The sequence below is a fragment of the Staphylococcus sp. 231237_7MaSpsaltlick genome (genome assembly GCF_043107035.1).
Genome location: NZ_JBICNX010000004.1, coordinates 173,122 through 193,353 on the forward strand (window position 1 = coordinate 173,122; position 20,232 = coordinate 193,353).

The window sequence follows — 20,232 nt, forward strand, 5'->3', positions numbered from 1 at the left end:
TAGGAGGGCTGAATGTGAAAAAAATCATTGGTATTTCCATGGTTGCTTTAATGATGATATTAAGTGGTTGTAGTATACCTACTAAATCAGAATTAAAGGATTCTAAACAACATGTAAATGTTAAGGGAGAAAAACCTACTATAAAATTTTTAGGTCAGGCTAGTTATGAAAATGATATGAATATAGTTAAAGATCAACTTGAAACAGCTGGATTTAACGTAAAGATGAATATTCAACCTGATTATGGTAGTTATAGAACGCAACGTGAAGCGGGAAACTATGATATTGAAATTGATGATTGGACTACAGTATTTGGTGATCCAAATTACTCAATGAGTTCGTTATTTAGTTCAGAAGGATCAAATAGTTTAATTAAAGATGCTAATGTAGATAAAATGATAAATGATGCTAGCAAAGAGGATAAAAATAAAGCAAAAGAGACATATAAAAAACTAGAGAATGAAGTCATTTTTAAACAAGGATATATGGCACCTTTATATGGTGCTAAGAAAAATCTAGTTTACGATAATAAAGTATTATCTCCAAAAAGCGTAGGTTTACCAAACTCTCGTGCATTAATTTGGCAACAATTTGATTATAATAACAAAAATAATAGAGATACACGACCTCTTGTAATGACACAAGAAGATGGTGAGCTTCAGTCCTTAGACCCAATACGGTCAATTGCACCTTCTGTCTATGGTATAGATATGAATATGTATACTCGACTGCTAACATTAAATGACAATGATCAAATTACAACGGATGGTTCCTTAAGTAAAGATTATGCAGTTGCTAAATCCAATGATGAATTTTATTTCTTGTTAAGAGATGATGATTATTTTGCAAAGGTTGAAAATGGTATAGCGAAGAAAACAACTGAAAGAGTTACTGCAGACGATGTGAAATTTTCTTTAGATAGGGCAAGAGACAAGCATTCAGTACCAGATAATAACACTTATAATATGCATCAACATATTAAAAATGTTGAAAAATTATCAACTGCAGATATGAATCAATTGAAAAATGTTAATAGTAAAGATGGTAAGTCAATCTATGATAAATTGATTAAAAAACATGGAGTTAAATCGTTGGTTACAAATGGTAATAAAGTAAATAACAAAAAAGATGACTATCAGATTGTTAAGATATCTACAGATCAACCTATGCCTAAAGAAGTGAACTATCTAACACATTCTTCAGCAGGTATTTTGTCTAAAAAATATGTTACCCAAATAAATAATGATAAAAATTCACCTGATTATGGTGACGCAAGTGCGATTCCATCAAAAGATCATTTGGATAATCAGTTATATGCTAGTGGACCCTATATCATGACTAAGAAGAACAGCTATCAAGCTTCATTAATGCGTAATCCAGGGTTTAATGAAACTGAAAAAAGTGAATACGGACCTGCAAAAATTAAGCATATTACGATGAAGTTTAATGATGACCCTGATAACACGGTATCAGAAGTTAGAAATCACTCTATAGATATGGTTACTGATGTAGATCAAAAAAACTTTGATTTAATTAAATCTGATAAAGATTTAAGTATCGTTAGAAAAAATGGTCGTAAATCAGTATTTTTAATGATAAATAGTAAGAATGGCATATTTAAAGATAATGCTTCATTAAGACGAGCGGTAGTCTATGCGATTAATCAAGATCAATTTATTAAGTTTTATAGAGGGGATAAATTTAGAATTGCTTCACCAGTAACCCCATTACTAGATACAGGGAATAAGCAACATCAAAATTTAAACATAGTAGAGCAAGAAATGAATAAAAAATAGCATTAAGTATGTTATAGGTCGAACTTATAAGCATATTAACATTAGGAGATAATGTGGAATAATAATTTTATTTCATTTGATAATATGAAAATATCTCATGTTAGCTTTGGAGTTCGACCTTTTCTGCTAATATAGGAGGAACTTTAATTGAATGTAAATAATAAAGTGATAGATGAAGGTGTGACAAGTGATGAAGGTTTGATATCAATTTCTCACCCATTAGCTGCAGATGTAGGAAGACAAATTCTGGATAAAGGTGGCAATGCAATAGACGCTGTTATTGCAATGCAACTCTCATTAAATGTCGTAGAACCATTTACCTCTGGAATTGGTGGAGGCGGTTATTTACTTTATTTTGATAATAAAACTAAAAAAGTAAAAGCGTTTGATGCTAGAGAAACTGCACCTCAAAATATTGATCGACATTTCTATTTAGATGACAAGGGTAACCATAAAAGTTTTTTTGATTTAAGTACACATGGAAAAACTGTAGCTATACCAGCAATCCCTAGATTATTTGAACATCTACAGAAAAACTATAGTAATTTAACACTTTCGGAACTAATAAATCCTGCAATAGAACAAGCAGAAAAAGGACATAAGGCGAATTGGGCAACTGAAAAGTATTCCAAACATCAGATTGAGCGTATAAATAAATTCAAGGAAACACATCGAGTTTATACTAATAATGAAGGGGATTATTTTCATAAAGATGATTGGATAACATTTCCTGATATAGCTAAAACATTTCGAATTATTAGAGATCAAGGTTTTGAGGCTTTTTATACTAGTGAAATTGCTGATAAATTAGTAGATATCGTACATGAAAATGGTGGAACGATTACTAAGAAAGATTTATTGGAATATCAAATTCAAATTAAAGAACCAGTTACATCTAACTATCGTGGATATGATATATATGGAATGGGTCCTTCTAGTTCTGGTGGAATTACAGTTATTCAAATATTAAAGTTGTTGGAGCAATTTGATATAAGCGCTATGGGACCACGTTCAACAGATTATTTACATCATTTGATTGAAAGTATGCATATTGCATATAGTGATAGAGCATCATTTTTAGCAGATGAAAGCTTTTACGATATTCCAGTTGAGGCATTAATTGATGAAACATACTTGAAAGAACGCAGTAAACTCATTCACACGAATCATGCTAATTTTGAAATTGGACCGGGTAGTGCAATTCCTTCTGTTGAATCACATACTGATATAGACGAAAAACATACTGAAACTACACATTTTTCAGTTACAGATAAAGATGGAAATATTGCGTCATTTACTACTTCAATAGGAATGATCTATGGTTCAGGTATGACGATACCTGGATACGGTATTCTATTAAACACAACAATAGATGGCTTTGATGTAGTTGAAGGTGGAATTAATGAAATTGAAGCAAATAAACGTTCTTTAAGTAATATGTCTCCAACAATTGTTACTAAAGAGGGTCACCCAGTATTAGAAGTCGGTGCACCAGGTGCAATTAGTATAATTGCTAGTGTTGTCCAAACATTAGTTAATGTGATTGACTTTGATATGACAATCCAACAAGCAATTGAAGAGCCGCGCATCTATACAAGCAACCCATCCAGAATAGAATGGGAACGCCAGTTTAAACAAAGTACAATACTTAAATTAATTGCCAAAGGTCATGCTTTTGAATTAACACCTGAAGATTATATTGGCGATGTACATGGGTTGCAATTTGATCTTGAAAAAGGATTAGTTAGAGGTGGAACCGATGATACGCGAGAAGGTGTAGTGATTGGGAAAAATGATAAATACGTTAGTTCACAAGAAACTCCAATAGAACGATTAGAAGTCTCACCGTTTCAAGTATATTTAAATAAAGTCGAACTACCTTTATTTAAATCCCAGACTAAGATTATTGATAATGAATTTTTCCTTTTAACTGAAATTACTCAATATATATTTAATATTGAAGTAAACAATAAATACTCAAAAATAATAGAAGGACAAGAATTTGTAAATATCGCAGCACTTGCTAAAAGTTTGGAGTATAAAGTTATAAAAAATGAAAAAAATATTTTCTTATATAAGGATTTTGAGCAAAGAATTGATGAAAATGAAGCAGAATATTATCGATATGATAAAGAGAGTATTACACGATAATATTCTAATGGAATGCCGTTAAATCAACGATTAAACGTGTAATTATAATAAAAATATTAATTAATTGTAAGGTTATATTACTCAGTGTGTAATAACTATTTACACAAATTTTTAATTTTCTGAAAACTATAATAGAATTACATTATGCTTCAAACAAGAGGAGTGATTATATGTTATCTGGATTATTAAAACCAATCGTTGATTTAGTAGCTGCATTAGGTCTGTAAGGTGTAACAGGTGTGTAAGATAGCTTTCAATAAAACAACGCCAAGTTTTATTGATCATATTGTAATCCCAAAAAATGTCTAGTTTGAACGTTGTCGGTATACAATCTTCAGTAAATTTATGTACTGGTAATACTTCCTACATAAAGCCCATTCTATTTTAATTATAGAGTGGGCTTTTGTATTGCTAGTTAGTATTTTGTAAATAAGTTCATTTCTTGTAGAAACAATTTGATTAGCGGGTTATCCCATCCCATTTTCTTAGTTAATGCAAAGGTGTAAAAACTTGGTAATTCGCTATAAACTGGGGAGATTATTTTAAGTTGCTGATTTTGTAATTCTGTGGCAACTGTTCTGTAGGGTAATACACTAAAGCCAATGTTATCTAATAGGAATGTTTTAATTGTATGAATACTCCACAACTCAGTCGTCTTCTTTATTTCAATATTATGTGAATCAATAAATGACTCAAACGCTACTCGATAGGTGCTATCGCTTTCATTTATTACAAAATGATTGTATATATTATGATGCAATAATTCTGGTAAAGTGTCAGGTGCTTCAGGATGCGCAACGAGAACCAACTGCTCAGTAGATAATTTGCGTGTATGAATATACTTATTACTAATTTTTTCATTTACTACAAACGCAATATCCACTTCATTATTCATTAATAAATTTTGATTATGGCTACAAGAGTTGTTAAATATGTCGAGTTCTATTTCTGGATATTTTGCAATGAATGATTTAACCACATCACTCAGTCCAGTTGTCATAATAGATTCAGGAGCAGCAATTTTTAAAGTTCCTTTATTAACATTTTGATTAGAGATATTTAATATTTCCTCATGTGTTGCTATATAATTATTGATTAAAGGTAATAATTGTATTAAAAAATCAGTAGGGACAAGCTGTTTGTTTTTATGCGTAAATAAATTATTTTGTAATTCTGTTTCTAGCTGTTGGATTTGCTGAGAAATGTTAGACTGCGTGTAATTTAGAGTACGAGCAGTATCGGTGTAACTTCGAGTGGCTAATAAAGTTTTTAAAATCGTTAGTTGTTTAATGTTCATTATTTCACCTATAAATTTTATTTATAACATAATGATAACATTAATTTTACTTATTAATATAGCAGTCATAAAATTTCATTAGAGGTGATGAATATGACTGCATTTTTAATATATGTATTTGTAACATCTATTACACCAGGGCCGAGCAATTTATATATATTAGACTCAGCTAAAGCATATGGTATAAAAGGGGCTAAGCAATTTATTTGGGGAATTTTAACAGGATTTTTATTTTTAGCAGTACTTGCTTTATGCCTATTATTTGTATTTGAAAATATGATAATGAAAATTGAAGTTATCCTACAATATCTAGGATTTATCTATTTAATTTACCTAGCATATAAAACCTATCAATCTAGCAAAGAAAATATGAATAAACATACCTACCAATCATTTAAATCAGGATTCCTTCTACAAGTTTTAAATATGAAGTCGCTATTATTTTTTACTACATTAATAGGAGCATTTATTTTACCGATAGCAAATGATTCTACAATATTATATTTATATATGATCATTACCGTGTTTATAGGCTGGATTTGCTTATTAGCATGGGGCTTTTTAGGAAGCTATTTAAAAAAATATATAGAGCAATTCGACCGTCCCTTTAAAATTGTGATGTCCTTACTACTCCTATATTCTGCAATCAGTATTTTTCTGTAACTAAATCAATAATAAGGATAAAAAGAAAGACATAGATAAAGGAATTAAAGCATTAAAAGATAATGGGGAATTAAAAAAACTGTCTAACAAATATTTCGGGGAAGACACAACAAAAAAATAATATACATTGAGACACACTTTTTATTAATAAGTGTGTCTTTTTTGAGTTTAAAATTACAGTATTATGTCATATATTTCACTAATGTATGTTTTTTATAACATTAACCTAAATAAATATAAATTTATACAATCTTAACGTATTTCATAGTTGAAAAAAATAATTCAATAGTGCATAATCTTTTTATAGTTAATACATCTTGAGTACTATCATAGAGCTTTTTTCAATTAATTAGAGAGAATTGAAATGTTAGAGTTTTTGGGAGAAAAAATGAAAAGAGGAAGATCATGTCGAAGAGAGAAAGAGAGTTTAAGCGGAGTTTTAATGAAGAAAAAGCGCGTGTAAAACTTTACAAATCAGGTAAAAATTGGGTTAAAGCCGGCATAAAAGAGATTAAACTACTAGGGATACTTGGTTTACCAATTTTTAGCAAGAGCACTGAAAAAGCGCAAGAAGAAACAAAACGCACATTTGGGGACTCAGTAAAAAGAAATACATTAAAAACCACAGGCATATTAGGTGGAGCATTTGCAGCTAACATGTTACATAATCAACAAGCATTAGCTGCTTCAGAATTACCAGTCACTTCAGAACTATCATCACAAAGTGAAACAGTAGGTAATCAAACATCAACAGCAATTAGCAAATCAGAGACAAGTGAAAGCGAAGCATCAACGTCAGAAACATCTGAAAGCGAAGCATCTACATCAGAAAAAGTAGATAGCGAAAGTGAAACATCAACATCAGAAGAATCAGATAGCGAAAGCGAAACATCAACATCAGAAGAATCAGATAGTGATAGTGAGACATCAACATCAGACAAATCAGATAGTGATAGTGAGACATCAACATCAGAAAAGTCAGATAGTAAGAGCGAGACATCAACATCAGACAAATCAGATAGTGAAAGCGAAACATCAACATCAGAAGAATCAGATAGTGATAGTGAGACATCAACATCAGACAAATCAGATAGTGATAGCGAAACATCAACATCAGAAAAGTCAGATAGTAAGAGTGAGACATCTACATCTGATAAAGATGGAAGTACAAGTTCAGAGAAATCATCAACAAGCGATGACAGTAAGACAAGCAATCTAAGTACATCAGAAGATTTAGGATCAAATGCGATTACTTTATCAACATCAACATCCGAATCGACAAGCACAGCACCAACACAACTAAGAACATTAAGTAGATTAGCTACTACAAGTGTATCTACATTTGCTGCAGTAGCTGCAACAACATCACAAACACAAACGTATACAGGTGCGGGAACAGACACAAGATATAACATACCTATTTATTACAAATTGGTTGTAACAAGTGATGGTCAAAACATGACATTCACTTATACAGTATCTTACGATAATCCGAATACATCAACAGTTGAAAAAGCACCTACTGCTATGAGTAATAGTTATTCAATTAAAAATACAACTACAAGTACATCACCAATGTTTACGTTAGGTGATGGTTATGGGACACCTACTACCTCTTATAACTATGTTGTTAATAAATATGATGGTTCAGAGGTAACAGCAGTTCCATCAGGTAATCTACCAATAACTGCTACTGGTAGTGGTTATTCGTGGTCAAATGATTATGCGATGAATGGTTATTATGCGAAACAAGGTGCAGGGCTAGTTACAACTTGGACAGTACCAATCACTGGTTCTGGCAGTAACTATACTTGGACATTCACGCCATTTTCATCATCAACAACAACATCAAATAACTATTTCACTGGTACTATTACTGGTACTGATCCGGTATCATCAGCAAGTGCAAGCACAAGTACATCAACATCAACAAGTACATCATTGAGTGCTTCGACGTCTAAAAGTACATCAACAAGCACATCAACAAGTACATCATTGAGTGCTTCGACGTCTAAAAGCACATCAACAAGCACATCAACAAGTACATCATTGAGTACATCAACATCAAGAAGTACATCATTAAGTACATCAACAAGTAACTCATTAAGTGCATCAACAAGTACATCGACAAGTAACTCATTGAGTGCATCAACAAGTACATCACTAAGTACTTCAGTGTCTGACTCAGAAAGTGCATCAACATCATTGAGCACATCATTAAGTACATCAGTAAGTGATTCAGAATCAGCAAGCACATCATTAAGTACTTCAGTATCAGATTCAGAAAGTGCATCAACGTCGTTGAGCACATCATTGAGCGATTCAGAATCAGCAAGTACATCACTAAGTACATCAGTGTCTGACTCAGAAAGTGCATCAACGTCATTGAGCACATCATTGAGCGATTCAGAATCAGCAAGCACATCACTAAGTACGTCAGTATCTGACTCAGAAAGTGCATCAACGTCGTTGAGCACATCATTGAGCGATTCAGAATCAGCAAGTACATCATTAAGTACTTCAGTATCAGGAAGTGCAAGCACATCATTGAGTACATCAGTGTCTGATTCAGAAAGTGCATCAACATCATTGAGCACGTCAGTAAGTGACTCAGAATCAGCAAGCACATCATTAAGCACTTCAGTATCAGATTCAGCATTAACAAGTGCATCAACATCAGTGAATACGTCAGAATCAGTAACATCTAATAATGGTTCTGAATCAGCAGTGAATAGTCATAAAGAAAAAGTAGAATTACCTGATACAGGTAAAGATACAGATAATAGAAATGGCTTAGTTGGTGCAACATTAGCTATGCTTGCAGGACTTGGTTTGATTAGAAAATCAAGAAAGAATAAAAAAGAAAGCAAAAAATAAAGTATAGTTAAAACAAATAAATATTAATATCAAACAAAGAGGCTAAAACATCGTACATTAGAAAAATTAATTTTAAAAAATAAATTAATTTTTCAGGGTTAAAAATGATACATGTTTTTAGCCTCTTTGGTATAATATTTCTAAAAAAGAGGTATATTGTGGAAAATAATGTGGTAAAACGTATTTTTAAGCAAAATGAATATAGGGTCTTATATAAAAGGATATTGTTTACTTGCCTAATACTTATCATTTATATACTGGGAAGTAATATATCTATAGTTGCTCAAGAAAATACACATCAAGACGTTAGTTCATTTTACAAATTAGCCGTTTCCAATACTGGTGGAGATTTAAGCACGTTAAATATATTCTCGCTAGGATTAGGACCGTGGTTAACGGCAATGATTATTTTTACATTATTGTCTTATCGAGATATGGAAAAAGCAGCAAAGCAGACTAAGTTAGAGAAGCATTATAAAGAGAAGATATTAACGTTATTAATTTGTTTAGCGCAGGGTTATTTTGTCATCAATGAATATGTAATTAAAGATAAAATACATTCAGAAAATGTCTTTTTATTACTATTAGTATTAGTAACTGGAACGATGTTCTTGGTGTGGTTAGCAGATCAGAATACGCGTTATGGTATTGCTGGTCCAATGCCAATCGTTATGATGAGTATTGTTAAGGCACTATTTCAACAAAGATTAGCACATCTACATGCGAGTACAACTGTACTCGTATTGATTTGTGTTGTTATCGTAATTGCGTTATTAACATTACTAATTATGGAATTAATCGAGTATAGAACAAATTATAAAGACATCATGAATGCTTCAAATCAAGATATAAAAACGTATTTGGCTTGGAAAATTAATCCATCAGGAAGTATATCAATTATGATTAGTATTTCAGTATTTGTCTTACTGAATAATCTTTTAAATCTATTTGTAAATAGTTTTGTATCTGAAAAGCATGTGAATCTACAAACGCTCAGTTTCAATAATTGGATAGGTATAACGTTATATATTGTTCTGCAAATGATATTAGGTTATTTCTTATCTAGATTTTTATTAAATACACGAAATAAGTCTAAAGATTTCTTGAAAAGTGGGAATTATTTTGTAGGTGTGAAGCCAGGTAAAGAAACGAGAAGATATTTAAATCGCATGGCACGACGTGTGTGTTGGTTTGGTTCAATTGTTGTGACGCTGATCATTGGTTTGCCACTGTATAGCACGTTGTTAGTGCCTGAATTGTCGCAACAGATTTATTTTGCAATTCAACTCATCGTATTAGTGTATATCGGTATTAATATAACGGAAACTATTAGAGCGTATTTATACTTTGATAAATATAAACAATTTTTAACTAAGTATTGGTAAGGAGTTTATGATGAAATATTTTGTTCCAGCTTGGTATAACCAAGGTAGTTGGTGGGAAGATAAAACGAAACCTTATTATAGTAAAAGATTAGTCAAAGAATTTGATGACATGATTAGTTTAATGAATATGCATGTCAAAAATGACGAAACATTTGAGATGTTGATACTCAACTATTCACCAGATTTGCGTACATTTTTGCATAGATTTGATTTGTTTGAAGCACGTTATTGGTCTTTATTTGACGATATTCAGGGTTTTGAGTCACGGACACCATTACCGCTTGATTTCAAATCTTTGAATTGGCCTGAAGGTACAGAGTTTGTTTATACACCGTATCTTGTTCGTTGTGTTACAGGAGCAACGACTTATTCTAATGTTTACTTTAACCAAGATGGTTATATGGTTTGGATAGAAGCATTTGAACATGGCCAAAGGGTGCAACGTTCTATCTTTGATGACCGAGGATATTTATCTTCTATATTATATTTTGATGGTCAGGGCGTGCCGTTTAGACAGAAGTATATGACGATTGATGGAGATTGTATTCTTACATCAGAATTAGTTGATGGCACGGTACATGTAAGTGAACAGTATCAACACCGTTTTAATCAAACTGTATACAATAGTATGGAAGATTTATTACAAGAACGTGTTGCATTATATATGAAACAAGAGGTCAGTGTAGACTACCCAATTATTATTGCTGCGGATGAACGACACAATTATTTTTTAAGTGAAATATTAAGCGACTATCAATTGTGTTATTCAATCTTCAAGCAACGAAATAGTGAATTAACATCTTCATTACTTCAATCTATAAGTAATAGCCAATATTGGTTAGTTGATATGTTGGATAATGAGGAAACATTACAACAGTATAAAGTTGAACAACAATTAGACGTTGAAATTATGCGTATTACACCATTTGATGCACAGGTGTTGCCAAACAAAAGTAGTCAATATTATGAAACGTATATTGGTTTGTGGATTGATGGTATCGCTCATGATACTTTACAACAAAGTTTGCAGCAGGTGATTTCGTATATGGAGCGAGTTGAAAATACAAGGATCATATTATTGACGGAAGAAGACAAGAAATTATTGCCACAATGGCTGACAGAGCAAGTCCAAGCAGTAAACGATAAATATAACACGATTAATGAGGATGAAGATGGCATTAATTTGTTATTGGCTGAGGAAGAAGAATATGTCGAAGTGATTGAAATTAAGCATGTGCCTTTTGAACAGGATTTAAGAGCAGCATTGATGAATTTAAGAGTAGTCATTGATTTAAACCGCGAGCCAGATTTATTTTTACAAATTAGTTGTATTAGTGCGGGTATTCCGCAAATTAATTTGAGGAAAACAGATTATGTCGTCGATGAAATTAATGGGCGTGTTATTGAACGTGTTGATCAACTTGTCGAAGCATTGCAATACTTTTTAAATCACTTAAAGAATTGGAACTATTCTTTCGCATATGCAATTAAGTTAGTAGAAACGTTTGCCTCTAAGGAAATAGTCGGACGATTGAATCGATGGATTGAAGGTGAAGTAAGTGAAGCGTAAATTTAAGGCATTGCAAATAGGTGGTAATGATTTAGAGGCGCTATTTGATAGTAATAAGAAAGTGGAATGGGATTACTTTGATCCAGCTATAATGCAGTATGAGGAGAACTATTTGGATGCTGTACGAAATATTATTGATGAGCATGGACAATTTGACTTTGTCTTTGTGCAAGCGAGGTACAGTGAGCAATTAATAGAAATATTGGCATTGGTTGGTACACCTTATAACACTTATATAGATGATACCTATTGGGATACACAGTATGAGCAAGATAATACGATTAGTGAGTTATTAGCACGTCCGTTAAGTTATCAAAGTGAAGCAGATTTACATGAAAAGTTAAAAGCAGTTACATTTTCAGGGCAATATGGGGATAAATTGTATCCGAAACATTGTATTGTCAGTCAAACATTTGATGGCGATGTTGGATTTATGGGGAACAAGTATCTCGTATTGTCTGGAGATTTCGGACCCGAGTTAAAGCAAGTTGTATCTTGGAAGAACAACATTGTATGTGATAAGCATAAAGCTACACAAGTATGGCCTGAATTTGTAGTCAGTGAAGGTGTAGAGTTAGAGTTTACATTACGTATTATTCAAAGTGGTACGGTAGATACAATTATTGACGAGATTAATTTAGATCAAACACAGCTTGATGAGCCTATTATTATCGAGAGTAGACCGTATGATGTATATGCAAGTGTGAGTTTGAAGCTACGTGGTGAAGGACAGGTTAAGGTTGGTGCGATTCATAAGCGCTGGTCACGATATGATATGGGGGAATTCTTGTTTGGCGGTCAAAGATATGTAGATAACAATAGAGAAGAGTTCTTCTATTACTTTAATCCAGGTGATTTGAAACCACCATTGAACGTTTACTTTAGTGGTTATCGTTCACTTGAAGGCTTTGAAGCGTATTTTATGATGAATAAATTAAATGCGCCATTTATTCTGATTAGTGATCCACGGGTGGAAGGTGGCTCGTTCTATATCGGTTCTGATTCGTATGAAACAGCTATTAAAGATGTGATTCAAGATAAGTTGTCCTACCTTGGATTTGAAAGTGATGAACTCATCCTATCTGGTTTATCTATGGGTTCGTTCGGTGCGCTGTATTACGGTGCCCAGTTGAATCCTTCAGGTATTATAATTGGGAAACCCTTAGTGAATATAGGAACAATTGCTGATAATATGCGCTTATTAAGACCGGAAGACTTCGGGACTGCTTTAGATGTATTAATGACTCATGAACAAGATGTAACACCACAAGATATTGATCGTCTAAATAATAAATTTTGGAATGTCATGTCTCAAAGTGATATAGCAAATACCACATTTGCAATTGCTTATATGCAACATGATGATTATGATGCACACGCCTATGCAGAGTTGTTTCCGTTGTTGAGTAGGCAGCATGCAAGGGTGATTAGTAGAGGAGTTCCTGGTAGACATAATGATGATTCGCCGACAATTAACAATTGGTTTATAAACTTTTATCATATTTTACTGGAAACTAAATTTGGGAGAGTTAAACATGAAGGAAAATAATTATTTTGAAGTGTTTTGGAAGCAAGTTAATCCTTCAACATTCATGTATGGTTCGAAGCTAGCATTTAAAGACGGTGTTACAGTATTTGAGAATCCTTTAATGCCTTCAGGTATTATTATTCAAGATTGGGTTATGAAGACAAATTATGATTTGGATAAAGAACTGCCGACTTTACCCATTTTGAAAAGGGGTTCTGATTATACATTTCAATTTAATTATGAAGTTGAGCCACAGGGTGCGCTGTACTTTAAGATCATATTCTATAGCAAAGACGACACGGTACTATCTTCGCAGATTATTAAAGACAAAGAGGTTCATGTCACTTATCCTGAAACGGCACATACGTATAAGGTTCAAATGATTAATGCGGCTGCGCAAACCATTCGATTTGAAAAGTTTACCATCACTGAGCAACGATTAATCGATTCAAAGCAGCGTGATTTAACGATAAGTGGTGTAACGAATGTTGACACAAATGAAGCTGTACGTAATGTGGTCTTTGTAGAGCCTTCTCAATGGTTGGACTACCCATTGTCACAATCTGCAGTGTCACATTTAAAGAATGTAATCACTGTTGAATATTGGTCTGAAGCTGTCACGGATAATTGGAATGAAATCAAAGACTATATCGAGAGACTTGGTGAAGATTCTGAAGTGCATTTAATCAGTTATGGTGAAAAAGGAAATGTATTTGTGTCACATTTAAGTAATTTGCTACAAGTACCATCATTTATAACAGCAGACAAGGATAAGCGATTTAATCAACAAATCAGCGAGATAGTAAATGGAGAAATAACATCCGCAACAGGACCTACTGAAATATACTTTGATCCTAAAAGTGAAACGTATGATGTGGCTGATCAAGCTATTTTCACTGTGCTAAATCCTTCACGCTACTTAAAATATCTTGATGTAGTGCGTGTGAATTATGGAGGGGCCAATGAAACAGAAAATTAATTCAACAATTAACCAAATGCGCTTAAATCGTTTGCAGAAAACCTTACGTAAAATTAATAACTATAGTGAAATGATGAAATCATATTCGGATGAACAATTACAGGACAAAACAAAAACGTTTCAGCAACAATTAGCAAATCATCAAGCTACGTTAGATGATTTATTACCAGAAGCGTACGCAGTTGTTCGTGAAGCAAGTTGGCGTGTCTTAGGTATGTATCCTAAAGATGTCCAAGTCTTAGGTGCGATAACATTACATGAAGGTGATATCGCTGAAATGCAAACTGGTGAAGGAAAGACGCTTACGGCAACGATGCCACTGTATTTAAATGCACTGACTAAAAAGGGTGCATATTTAATTACGACTAATGATTACTTAGCTAAAAGGGACTATCTAGAAATGAAACCATTGTATGAATGGTTAGGCTTAACGGCGTCTCTTGGCTTTGTTGATATACCTGATTATGAGTATCAAAGAGATGAAAAGAAACAGTTGTTCCAACACGATATTGTATATACCACAAATGGCAGAATTGGCTTTGACTATTTGATTGATAATTTAGCTGATAGTTTGGGCGGAAAGTTTTTACCAGAATTAAATTATGCAATTATTGATGAGGTCGATTCTATTATCTTAGACGCTGCTCAAACACCTCTTGTCATTTCGGGTGCACCACGTGTGCAATCTAATTTGTTTCATATTGTAAAGACATTTGTTGAAACATTAGAGGAAGATGAACATATAGAAATAAATAAATCTCAAAAGGAAATTTGGTTAACAGAGCAAGGCATACAAGCTGCGAATCATTATTTCGATGTTGAGAATATTTATGAGGAAGGTTACTTCGATTTGGTGCGCAATATTAACTTAGCTTTACGAGCTAAATTCCTATTTGATAGTAATCTGGATTACTTTATTCAAAATGGAGAAATCGTACTAATCGACCGTATTACAGGACGTATGCTACCGGGGACGAAATTACAATCTGGCCTTCATCAAGCGATAGAAGCTAAAGAAGATGTGGAAATTTCAGATGATTTGAGTGTTATGGCTACGATCACTTTCCAAAATTTATTTAAGCAATTTGACCGTTTTTCAGGTATGACTGCAACAGGAAAATTAGGTGAATCAGAATTTTTTGATTTGTATTCAAAGGTCGTGATTCAAATTCCTACGGATAAACCAATTCAAAGGAAAGATTACGGTGATAAAGTATTTTTGAATGCAGAGGAGAAGAACCGAGCTATTCTAGAGGATGTGGTTGCCATACATGAAACAAAGCGGCCTGTATTATTGATTACACGCACAGCAGAAGTGGCGGAGCAATTTTCAACAGAATTATTCCAAATGAACATTCCGAATAACTTATTGATTGCGCAAAATGTTGCGAAAGAAGCGCAAATGATTGCAGAAGCAGGGCAATTATCAGCTGTAACGGTTGCTACTAGTATGGCAGGTCGCGGTACTGATATTAAACTTGCGAATGGTGTACACGAATTGGGTGGCTTGGCAGTAATTATAAGTGAACATATGGAAAATAGCAGAGTCGATAAACAATTACGTGGACGTTCTGGACGTCAAGGTGATCCAGGGACTTCGCAAATTTATATTTCACTCGATGATTATTTAGTACAACGCTGGGGAGAAGATAAATTAAGTGATAATAAACGGTTACAATCTATGGACACATCACGCTTATCTGATAGTCGTGTGTTTCAACATAGAGTACAAAGAATCGTAACGAAGGCACAACGTGTATCTGAAGAGCAAGGTATGACGATGCGTGAAATGTCGAATGAATATGAAAAGAGTATTAGTGTTCAAAGGGATTTGATTTATCAAGAACGTGATAAAGTGCTGAACATGCAACGCGTAGAGGACTTTAATCTTGAGCAACTAGCACAGGATGTTTTTCGACATGACGTATCGAAGCGGCAAGATAATTTAACACAAGAACAACTATCAGAGTATATTTATAGCAATATTAGCTTTAAATTTGAAGGTGATACATCACAATTAAACTTAAAGCAACACGATAACGTAATCGATTTTTTATTAACAGAATTTCAAAACCAGTTAGCAGAGAATAAAGTCCAATTAAAAAATGATTATTTCTACATTAGATTTGTACAGAAGTCAATTTTAAAAGCGATAGATAGTGCTTGGATTAACCAAGTAGATAATTTACAACAACTTAAAGCAAGCGTAAATAATAGACAAAATGGCCAACGTAATGCCATTTTCGAATATCATAAAGTTGCATTAGAATCGTTTGAGCAAATGAATTATAAAATAAAGGGAAATATAATTAAAAATCTTTGTCAAAGTATTATCACTTATGATGAAGATGGAGATTTGGTCATACATTTTCCATAATTATGAGGTGTAGTGAAATGACAATTTATAATATAAACTTTGGAATTGGTTGGGCGAGTAGCGGTGTCGAATATGCACAAGCTTATCGCGCTAAATTGCTCAGAAATTCTAAGCATCAGATGAAATTTGTATTTTTAGATTTTATTCAATCTGAGAATATTCAAACATTAACACATAATATGGGGTTTTTAGATAGTGAAATTATTTGGTTATACCAATATTTTTCAGATATTAAAATTGCACCGACGACATATACGGTAGATGATATTCAGCGCCATTTAGATAACGATGTCACGCATATTGAAACAACAGGGAAGGTTAAGCGATTAATATTAAATAACAAACAAACCTTTGTGACTTGTTATTTGAAAGATAAGGATAGCGACATTGTTGATCGCGCTGAATTCGTTGTCAATGGTATGCTCATTCGCAAAGATTTTTATAGTTATGTGCGTACATTCTCTGAGTACTATGCGCCTTTTGACAATAAAGCTAAGCTATATATGCGACAATTTTATAATGAAAATGGCAGCGTAGCATATCGAGAGTACATCGATGGTGACTCAAGTGTCTATGTATTTGATGATGCAATTTTATATAGTAAGGAACAATTTGTTGCTTATTTTATTCAAAAATTAAAACTAACAAGTAACGATATCGTTATCTTGGATAGAGCGACTCAAATTGGTCAATCTGTCTTGCAAAATAAAGGAGATAGTAAAGTTGGTGTCGTAGTTCATGCAGAACACTTTAGTAAAAGTATAATGAATGATACACACATTCTATGGAATAATTATTATGAATATCAATTTTCAAATGCGCGAAATATAGATTTCTTTATAACTGCTACAGATATTCAAAATGACTTGTTAACACAACAATTTGAAAAATATACAAGTTATGTACCGAGAGTTAGAACGATTTCTGTAGGTAGTTTGGACACATTAAAGAGACCGAAAAGGAAACGTAAACCTTATACGATGATTACTGCATCGAGGTTAGCCAGTGAGAAGCATGTTGATTGGATTGTACGTGCTGCGATTAAGGCGAAACAAGAAATTCCTGACTTAATATTTGATATTTATGGTGAAGGTGGAGAAAAAGGAAATATACAACAAATTATTGAAACATCTAAAGCAGAGGATTATATCCGTTTACGTGGTCATGTGAACTTAGATGATGTATATAAACAATATGATTTATTTGTGTCTGCCTCAACGAGTGAAGGGTTTGGATTGACATTGATGGAAGCTGTTGGTTCTGGTTTAGGAATGTTAGGATTTGATGTAAATTATGGTAATCCTACCTTTATCAATGACAAAAAGAATGGCTATTTGATTCCTATTGCATTAAATGAAGATAGTGTAGATACGATTGTTTCACGTCTGGCAGACCATATGGTGTCTTATTTCAACAAAGATTTGCGTAAACCACACGAAGAATCATATAAAATCGCCAAACCATTCAAGACAAAACATATAGAACAACAATGGAATAATCTATTGGAAGAGGTGCTCCATGATTAATTTATTTGAACATTTTGACCTGAAAACAGAGAGATTATATGAAACGCTACAGTTAGCTGGACATGATAACCAGACTATAGTATTAAATGATAGTGGTTTTTTACCTGATCAAATGACATCACCATATCAATACTTTGCTAACAACAACATTACCGCAGCGGATAAGCCCAAGTTTTTTAATGAAATCAATATACCGCCCTATTGGGTTATTGAGGGCACCAATGACAATGCAGAAATCAAAGATATGGGTAAGGTGAGAGGGCGTATACTTTACCAACCTAATTATCAAGCGAGAATCGTCAACCGTGTAGAATGGTTGGATGAAGATGGTCAAATTCGATTTGTAGACCACTATACCAAGCATGGCATTAAATTTGCGCAAACAGTCTATGATAAAAGAGGCGTAGCAATATTTAAAAAATACATGGATTGTGTAGGTAAGGATATCATCTATGAAAATTATGTAACGAAGGACATTGTCTTAGATTGGAAAGGGAAATCGTATTTCTTTGATTCAGAAGTAGCATTTATTATGTTTTATTTACAGGCCTTAAATCTAGAAACACAAAGCTTTGTTATTAATTCACTAGCGACATCATTTGCCGTTCTTTATAATTTGTCTACACCAGGAAATGATATGCTATTCTGGCAAGAAGAAAGTCATGGCAATATTCCTGGTAATATGCAACTGATATTAAATCATGAATTACAACGTAATATAATGATTCATATTCCTGAGCAAGATGAATATCAAACGATTACGCAGCAACTTGCTGAAACTAAGCGTAAACAAGTTATCCCTTCAGGTTATCTGTATAATTATAAGAAAAAGAACAGACATACGAAGGAAGCACTTATTATGACAAATTCAGATCAATTGATGAATATTGAGCTTTTTTTAGAAAAATGTCCAGATATTACATTTCATATTGCAGCAATTACGGAAATGTCTACAAAGTTGATGAATTTAAGTAGCTATGCCAATGTTAAACTTTATCCAACTGTTGATGCTGATACAATTGAACGTTTGTATCAAAGTTGTGATTTATATTTAGATATTAATGAAGGTAAAGAAATTATGGGTGCACTAAATAAAGCTTTTGAATACGAATTGTTAATCATGGGTTATAATGATATCGCTCATAATCATGTGTTGACTGCTAAAGCCAATTTATTTAATAAACAAAGCGTAGGTAGTGAGTTTATCCCTACATTGTTGAAGATTACGCAAGATAAAGCAACATTTGACAAACACTTAACAACTCAAAAAGAACATGCTAATGAAGTAAATAAACATTATTTCAATCAGCAATTATTAAAGCGATAAATGAATTAAAGTCATGGATAGTACGATTTGTGTACAGAAACAAAAGCGTCCTACCTTTGTTATAAAACAATAAAAACAGCAGTGAAGGCCAAAGTTAAAGGCTAACACTGCTGTTTTTTGATTTGGAGTAAACGGATTGTTGCTCATTATATTGATTGAATGAGCTAAAGTGAGGCGCATAATTTTACTGGCGATTTCTGATTCGCACCATTTAAAGTGCGATTTAGCATGATGATAATTATAAATCTCCTGTTAAGAATTGAGCTTTACCATTAAAGAAACTCCAGTCTGAATCCGTATTTTCCACTAAGCTAATCATGATATCTTCTGTGCGAATACCTAATTGTGTGTTTAACGCAGAAACTAGATTGTGATAAAAGTTGGTCTTTTGTGATTCTGTACGTGGACGTGTCACAAGTGTAAAGACAAGGACTTGATTAGAACGTTCAACACCTAAACCAGTGTCTAGAATTTGCATTTCATAGTCTTCATGTTGATTAACAATTTGATATCTGTCGCCTTCAGGAGCTTCGAAAGCTTCCAACATTACGCGATACGAAATATCTAAAATGGATTTAATTTCGTCTTTAGTTCTTCCTTTTAACATATCGATTTTTATTAGTGGCATGTGCTGATCACCTATCCTTATTTGTTTTTTGCGAAATGAACTATCACAATATTAACGATTTATCATTCCTAATACCCTAAAATGTGTAAAATAATTACCCAGGAAATAAGCATTTGTGACATATTAAA

Annotated in this window: 13 protein-coding genes; 11 read left to right on the plus strand and 2 right to left on the minus strand. The window is 33.0% G+C overall.

Annotated elements, in window-relative coordinates:
* The first annotated feature begins 14 nt into the window (after positions 1-14).
* Positions 15-1,796 carry an ABC transporter substrate-binding protein gene (locus ACF91D_RS09355; protein ID WP_107527895.1) on the plus strand — a complete coding sequence of 594 codons (1,782 nt, stop codon included), beginning with the start codon at positions 15-17 and terminating at the stop codon, positions 1,794-1,796.
* 147 nt (positions 1,797-1,943) lie between these two features.
* Positions 1,944-3,947, plus strand: a complete 2,004-nt coding sequence (ggt, locus tag ACF91D_RS09360) for a gamma-glutamyltransferase (RefSeq protein ID WP_232161447.1) — start codon at positions 1,944-1,946, stop codon at positions 3,945-3,947.
* A gap of 415 nt (positions 3,948-4,362) precedes the next feature.
* On the opposite strand, the gene ACF91D_RS09365 is transcribed toward ggt, so the two are convergent.
* A complete protein-coding gene (locus ACF91D_RS09365) occupies positions 4,363-5,244 on the minus strand; it encodes a LysR family transcriptional regulator (protein WP_107527994.1) in 882 nt (293 codons plus the stop codon).
* A gap of 93 nt (positions 5,245-5,337) precedes the next feature.
* Here ACF91D_RS09365 and ACF91D_RS09370 point away from each other — a divergent pair, with 93 nt between their 5' ends.
* The 9 genes from ACF91D_RS09370 to gtfB all read left to right on the plus strand — a co-directional run bounded on the left by ACF91D_RS09370 (position 5,338) and on the right by gtfB (position 19,476).
* Positions 5,338-5,907, plus strand: a complete 570-nt coding sequence (locus ACF91D_RS09370) for a LysE family translocator (protein WP_119503614.1) — start codon at positions 5,338-5,340, stop codon at positions 5,905-5,907.
* A 405-nt stretch (positions 5,908-6,312) separates the two neighbouring features.
* The gene (locus ACF91D_RS09375; protein WP_392436911.1) at positions 6,313-8,784 is read left to right on the plus strand and encodes a KxYKxGKxW signal peptide domain-containing protein; all 2,472 of its coding nucleotides are present in this window, start codon (positions 6,313-6,315) and stop codon (positions 8,782-8,784) included.
* A 182-nt stretch (positions 8,785-8,966) separates the two neighbouring features.
* Complete coding sequence (gene secY2 / locus ACF91D_RS09380) at positions 8,967-10,169, plus strand: accessory Sec system protein translocase subunit SecY2 (protein ID WP_232165735.1); 1,203 nt, start codon at positions 8,967-8,969, stop codon at positions 10,167-10,169.
* 10 nt (positions 10,170-10,179) lie between these two features.
* Positions 10,180-11,739, plus strand: coding sequence for an accessory Sec system protein Asp1 (gene asp1, locus ACF91D_RS09385; RefSeq protein ID WP_157946372.1), 1,560 nt, complete (start codon positions 10,180-10,182; stop codon positions 11,737-11,739).
* Entirely contained in the window at positions 11,729-13,288 is a 1,560-nt protein-coding gene (asp2, locus tag ACF91D_RS09390) for an accessory Sec system protein Asp2 (protein ID WP_107526915.1), read from the plus strand. The genes asp1 and asp2 overlap by 11 nt, the downstream gene beginning before the upstream one ends.
* Positions 13,275-14,246, plus strand: a complete 972-nt coding sequence (gene asp3, locus ACF91D_RS09395; protein WP_107526914.1) for an accessory Sec system protein Asp3 — start codon at positions 13,275-13,277, stop codon at positions 14,244-14,246. The genes asp2 and asp3 overlap by 14 nt, the downstream gene beginning before the upstream one ends.
* Positions 14,230-16,623, plus strand: a complete 2,394-nt coding sequence (gene secA2 / locus ACF91D_RS09400) for an accessory Sec system translocase SecA2 (protein ID WP_107526913.1) — start codon at positions 14,230-14,232, stop codon at positions 16,621-16,623. The genes asp3 and secA2 overlap by 17 nt, the downstream gene beginning before the upstream one ends.
* A 17-nt stretch (positions 16,624-16,640) precedes the next feature.
* Positions 16,641-18,149: an accessory Sec system glycosyltransferase GtfA gene (gtfA, locus tag ACF91D_RS09405; protein WP_119624610.1), complete on the plus strand. Its 1,509-nt coding sequence runs from the start codon at positions 16,641-16,643 to the stop codon at positions 18,147-18,149.
* Positions 18,142-19,476 carry an accessory Sec system glycosylation chaperone GtfB gene (gtfB, locus tag ACF91D_RS09410; protein WP_392436913.1) on the plus strand — a complete coding sequence of 445 codons (1,335 nt, stop codon included), beginning with the start codon at positions 18,142-18,144 and terminating at the stop codon, positions 19,474-19,476. The genes gtfA and gtfB overlap by 8 nt, the downstream gene beginning before the upstream one ends.
* Before the next feature lie 238 nt (positions 19,477-19,714).
* Here the strand turns inward: gtfB and ACF91D_RS09415 are convergent, their stop codons facing one another.
* The gene (locus tag ACF91D_RS09415) at positions 19,715-20,104 is read right to left on the minus strand and encodes a tautomerase family protein (protein WP_107526910.1); all 390 of its coding nucleotides are present in this window, start codon (positions 20,102-20,104) and stop codon (positions 19,715-19,717) included.
* Positions 20,105-20,232: the final 128 nt, after the last annotated feature.

Coding starts and splice junctions, on each gene's coding strand:
- gtfA (WP_119624610.1), top strand. CDS start 16,641: ATGACAATTTATAATATAAACTTTGGAATTGGTTGGGCGAGTAGCGGT.
- ACF91D_RS09375 (WP_392436911.1), top strand. CDS start 6,313: ATGTCGAAGAGAGAAAGAGAGTTTAAGCGGAGTTTTAATGAAGAAAAA.
- ACF91D_RS09415 (WP_107526910.1), bottom strand. CDS start 20,104: ATGCCACTAATAAAAATCGATATGTTAAAAGGAAGAACTAAAGACGAA.
- gtfB (WP_392436913.1), top strand. CDS start 18,142: ATGATTAATTTATTTGAACATTTTGACCTGAAAACAGAGAGATTATAT.
- ACF91D_RS09365 (WP_107527994.1), bottom strand. CDS start 5,244: ATGAACATTAAACAACTAACGATTTTAAAAACTTTATTAGCCACTCGA.
- asp1 (WP_157946372.1), top strand. CDS start 10,180: ATGAAATATTTTGTTCCAGCTTGGTATAACCAAGGTAGTTGGTGGGAA.
- ACF91D_RS09370 (WP_119503614.1), top strand. CDS start 5,338: ATGACTGCATTTTTAATATATGTATTTGTAACATCTATTACACCAGGG.
- secA2 (WP_107526913.1), top strand. CDS start 14,230: ATGAAACAGAAAATTAATTCAACAATTAACCAAATGCGCTTAAATCGT.
- asp3 (WP_107526914.1), top strand. CDS start 13,275: ATGAAGGAAAATAATTATTTTGAAGTGTTTTGGAAGCAAGTTAATCCT.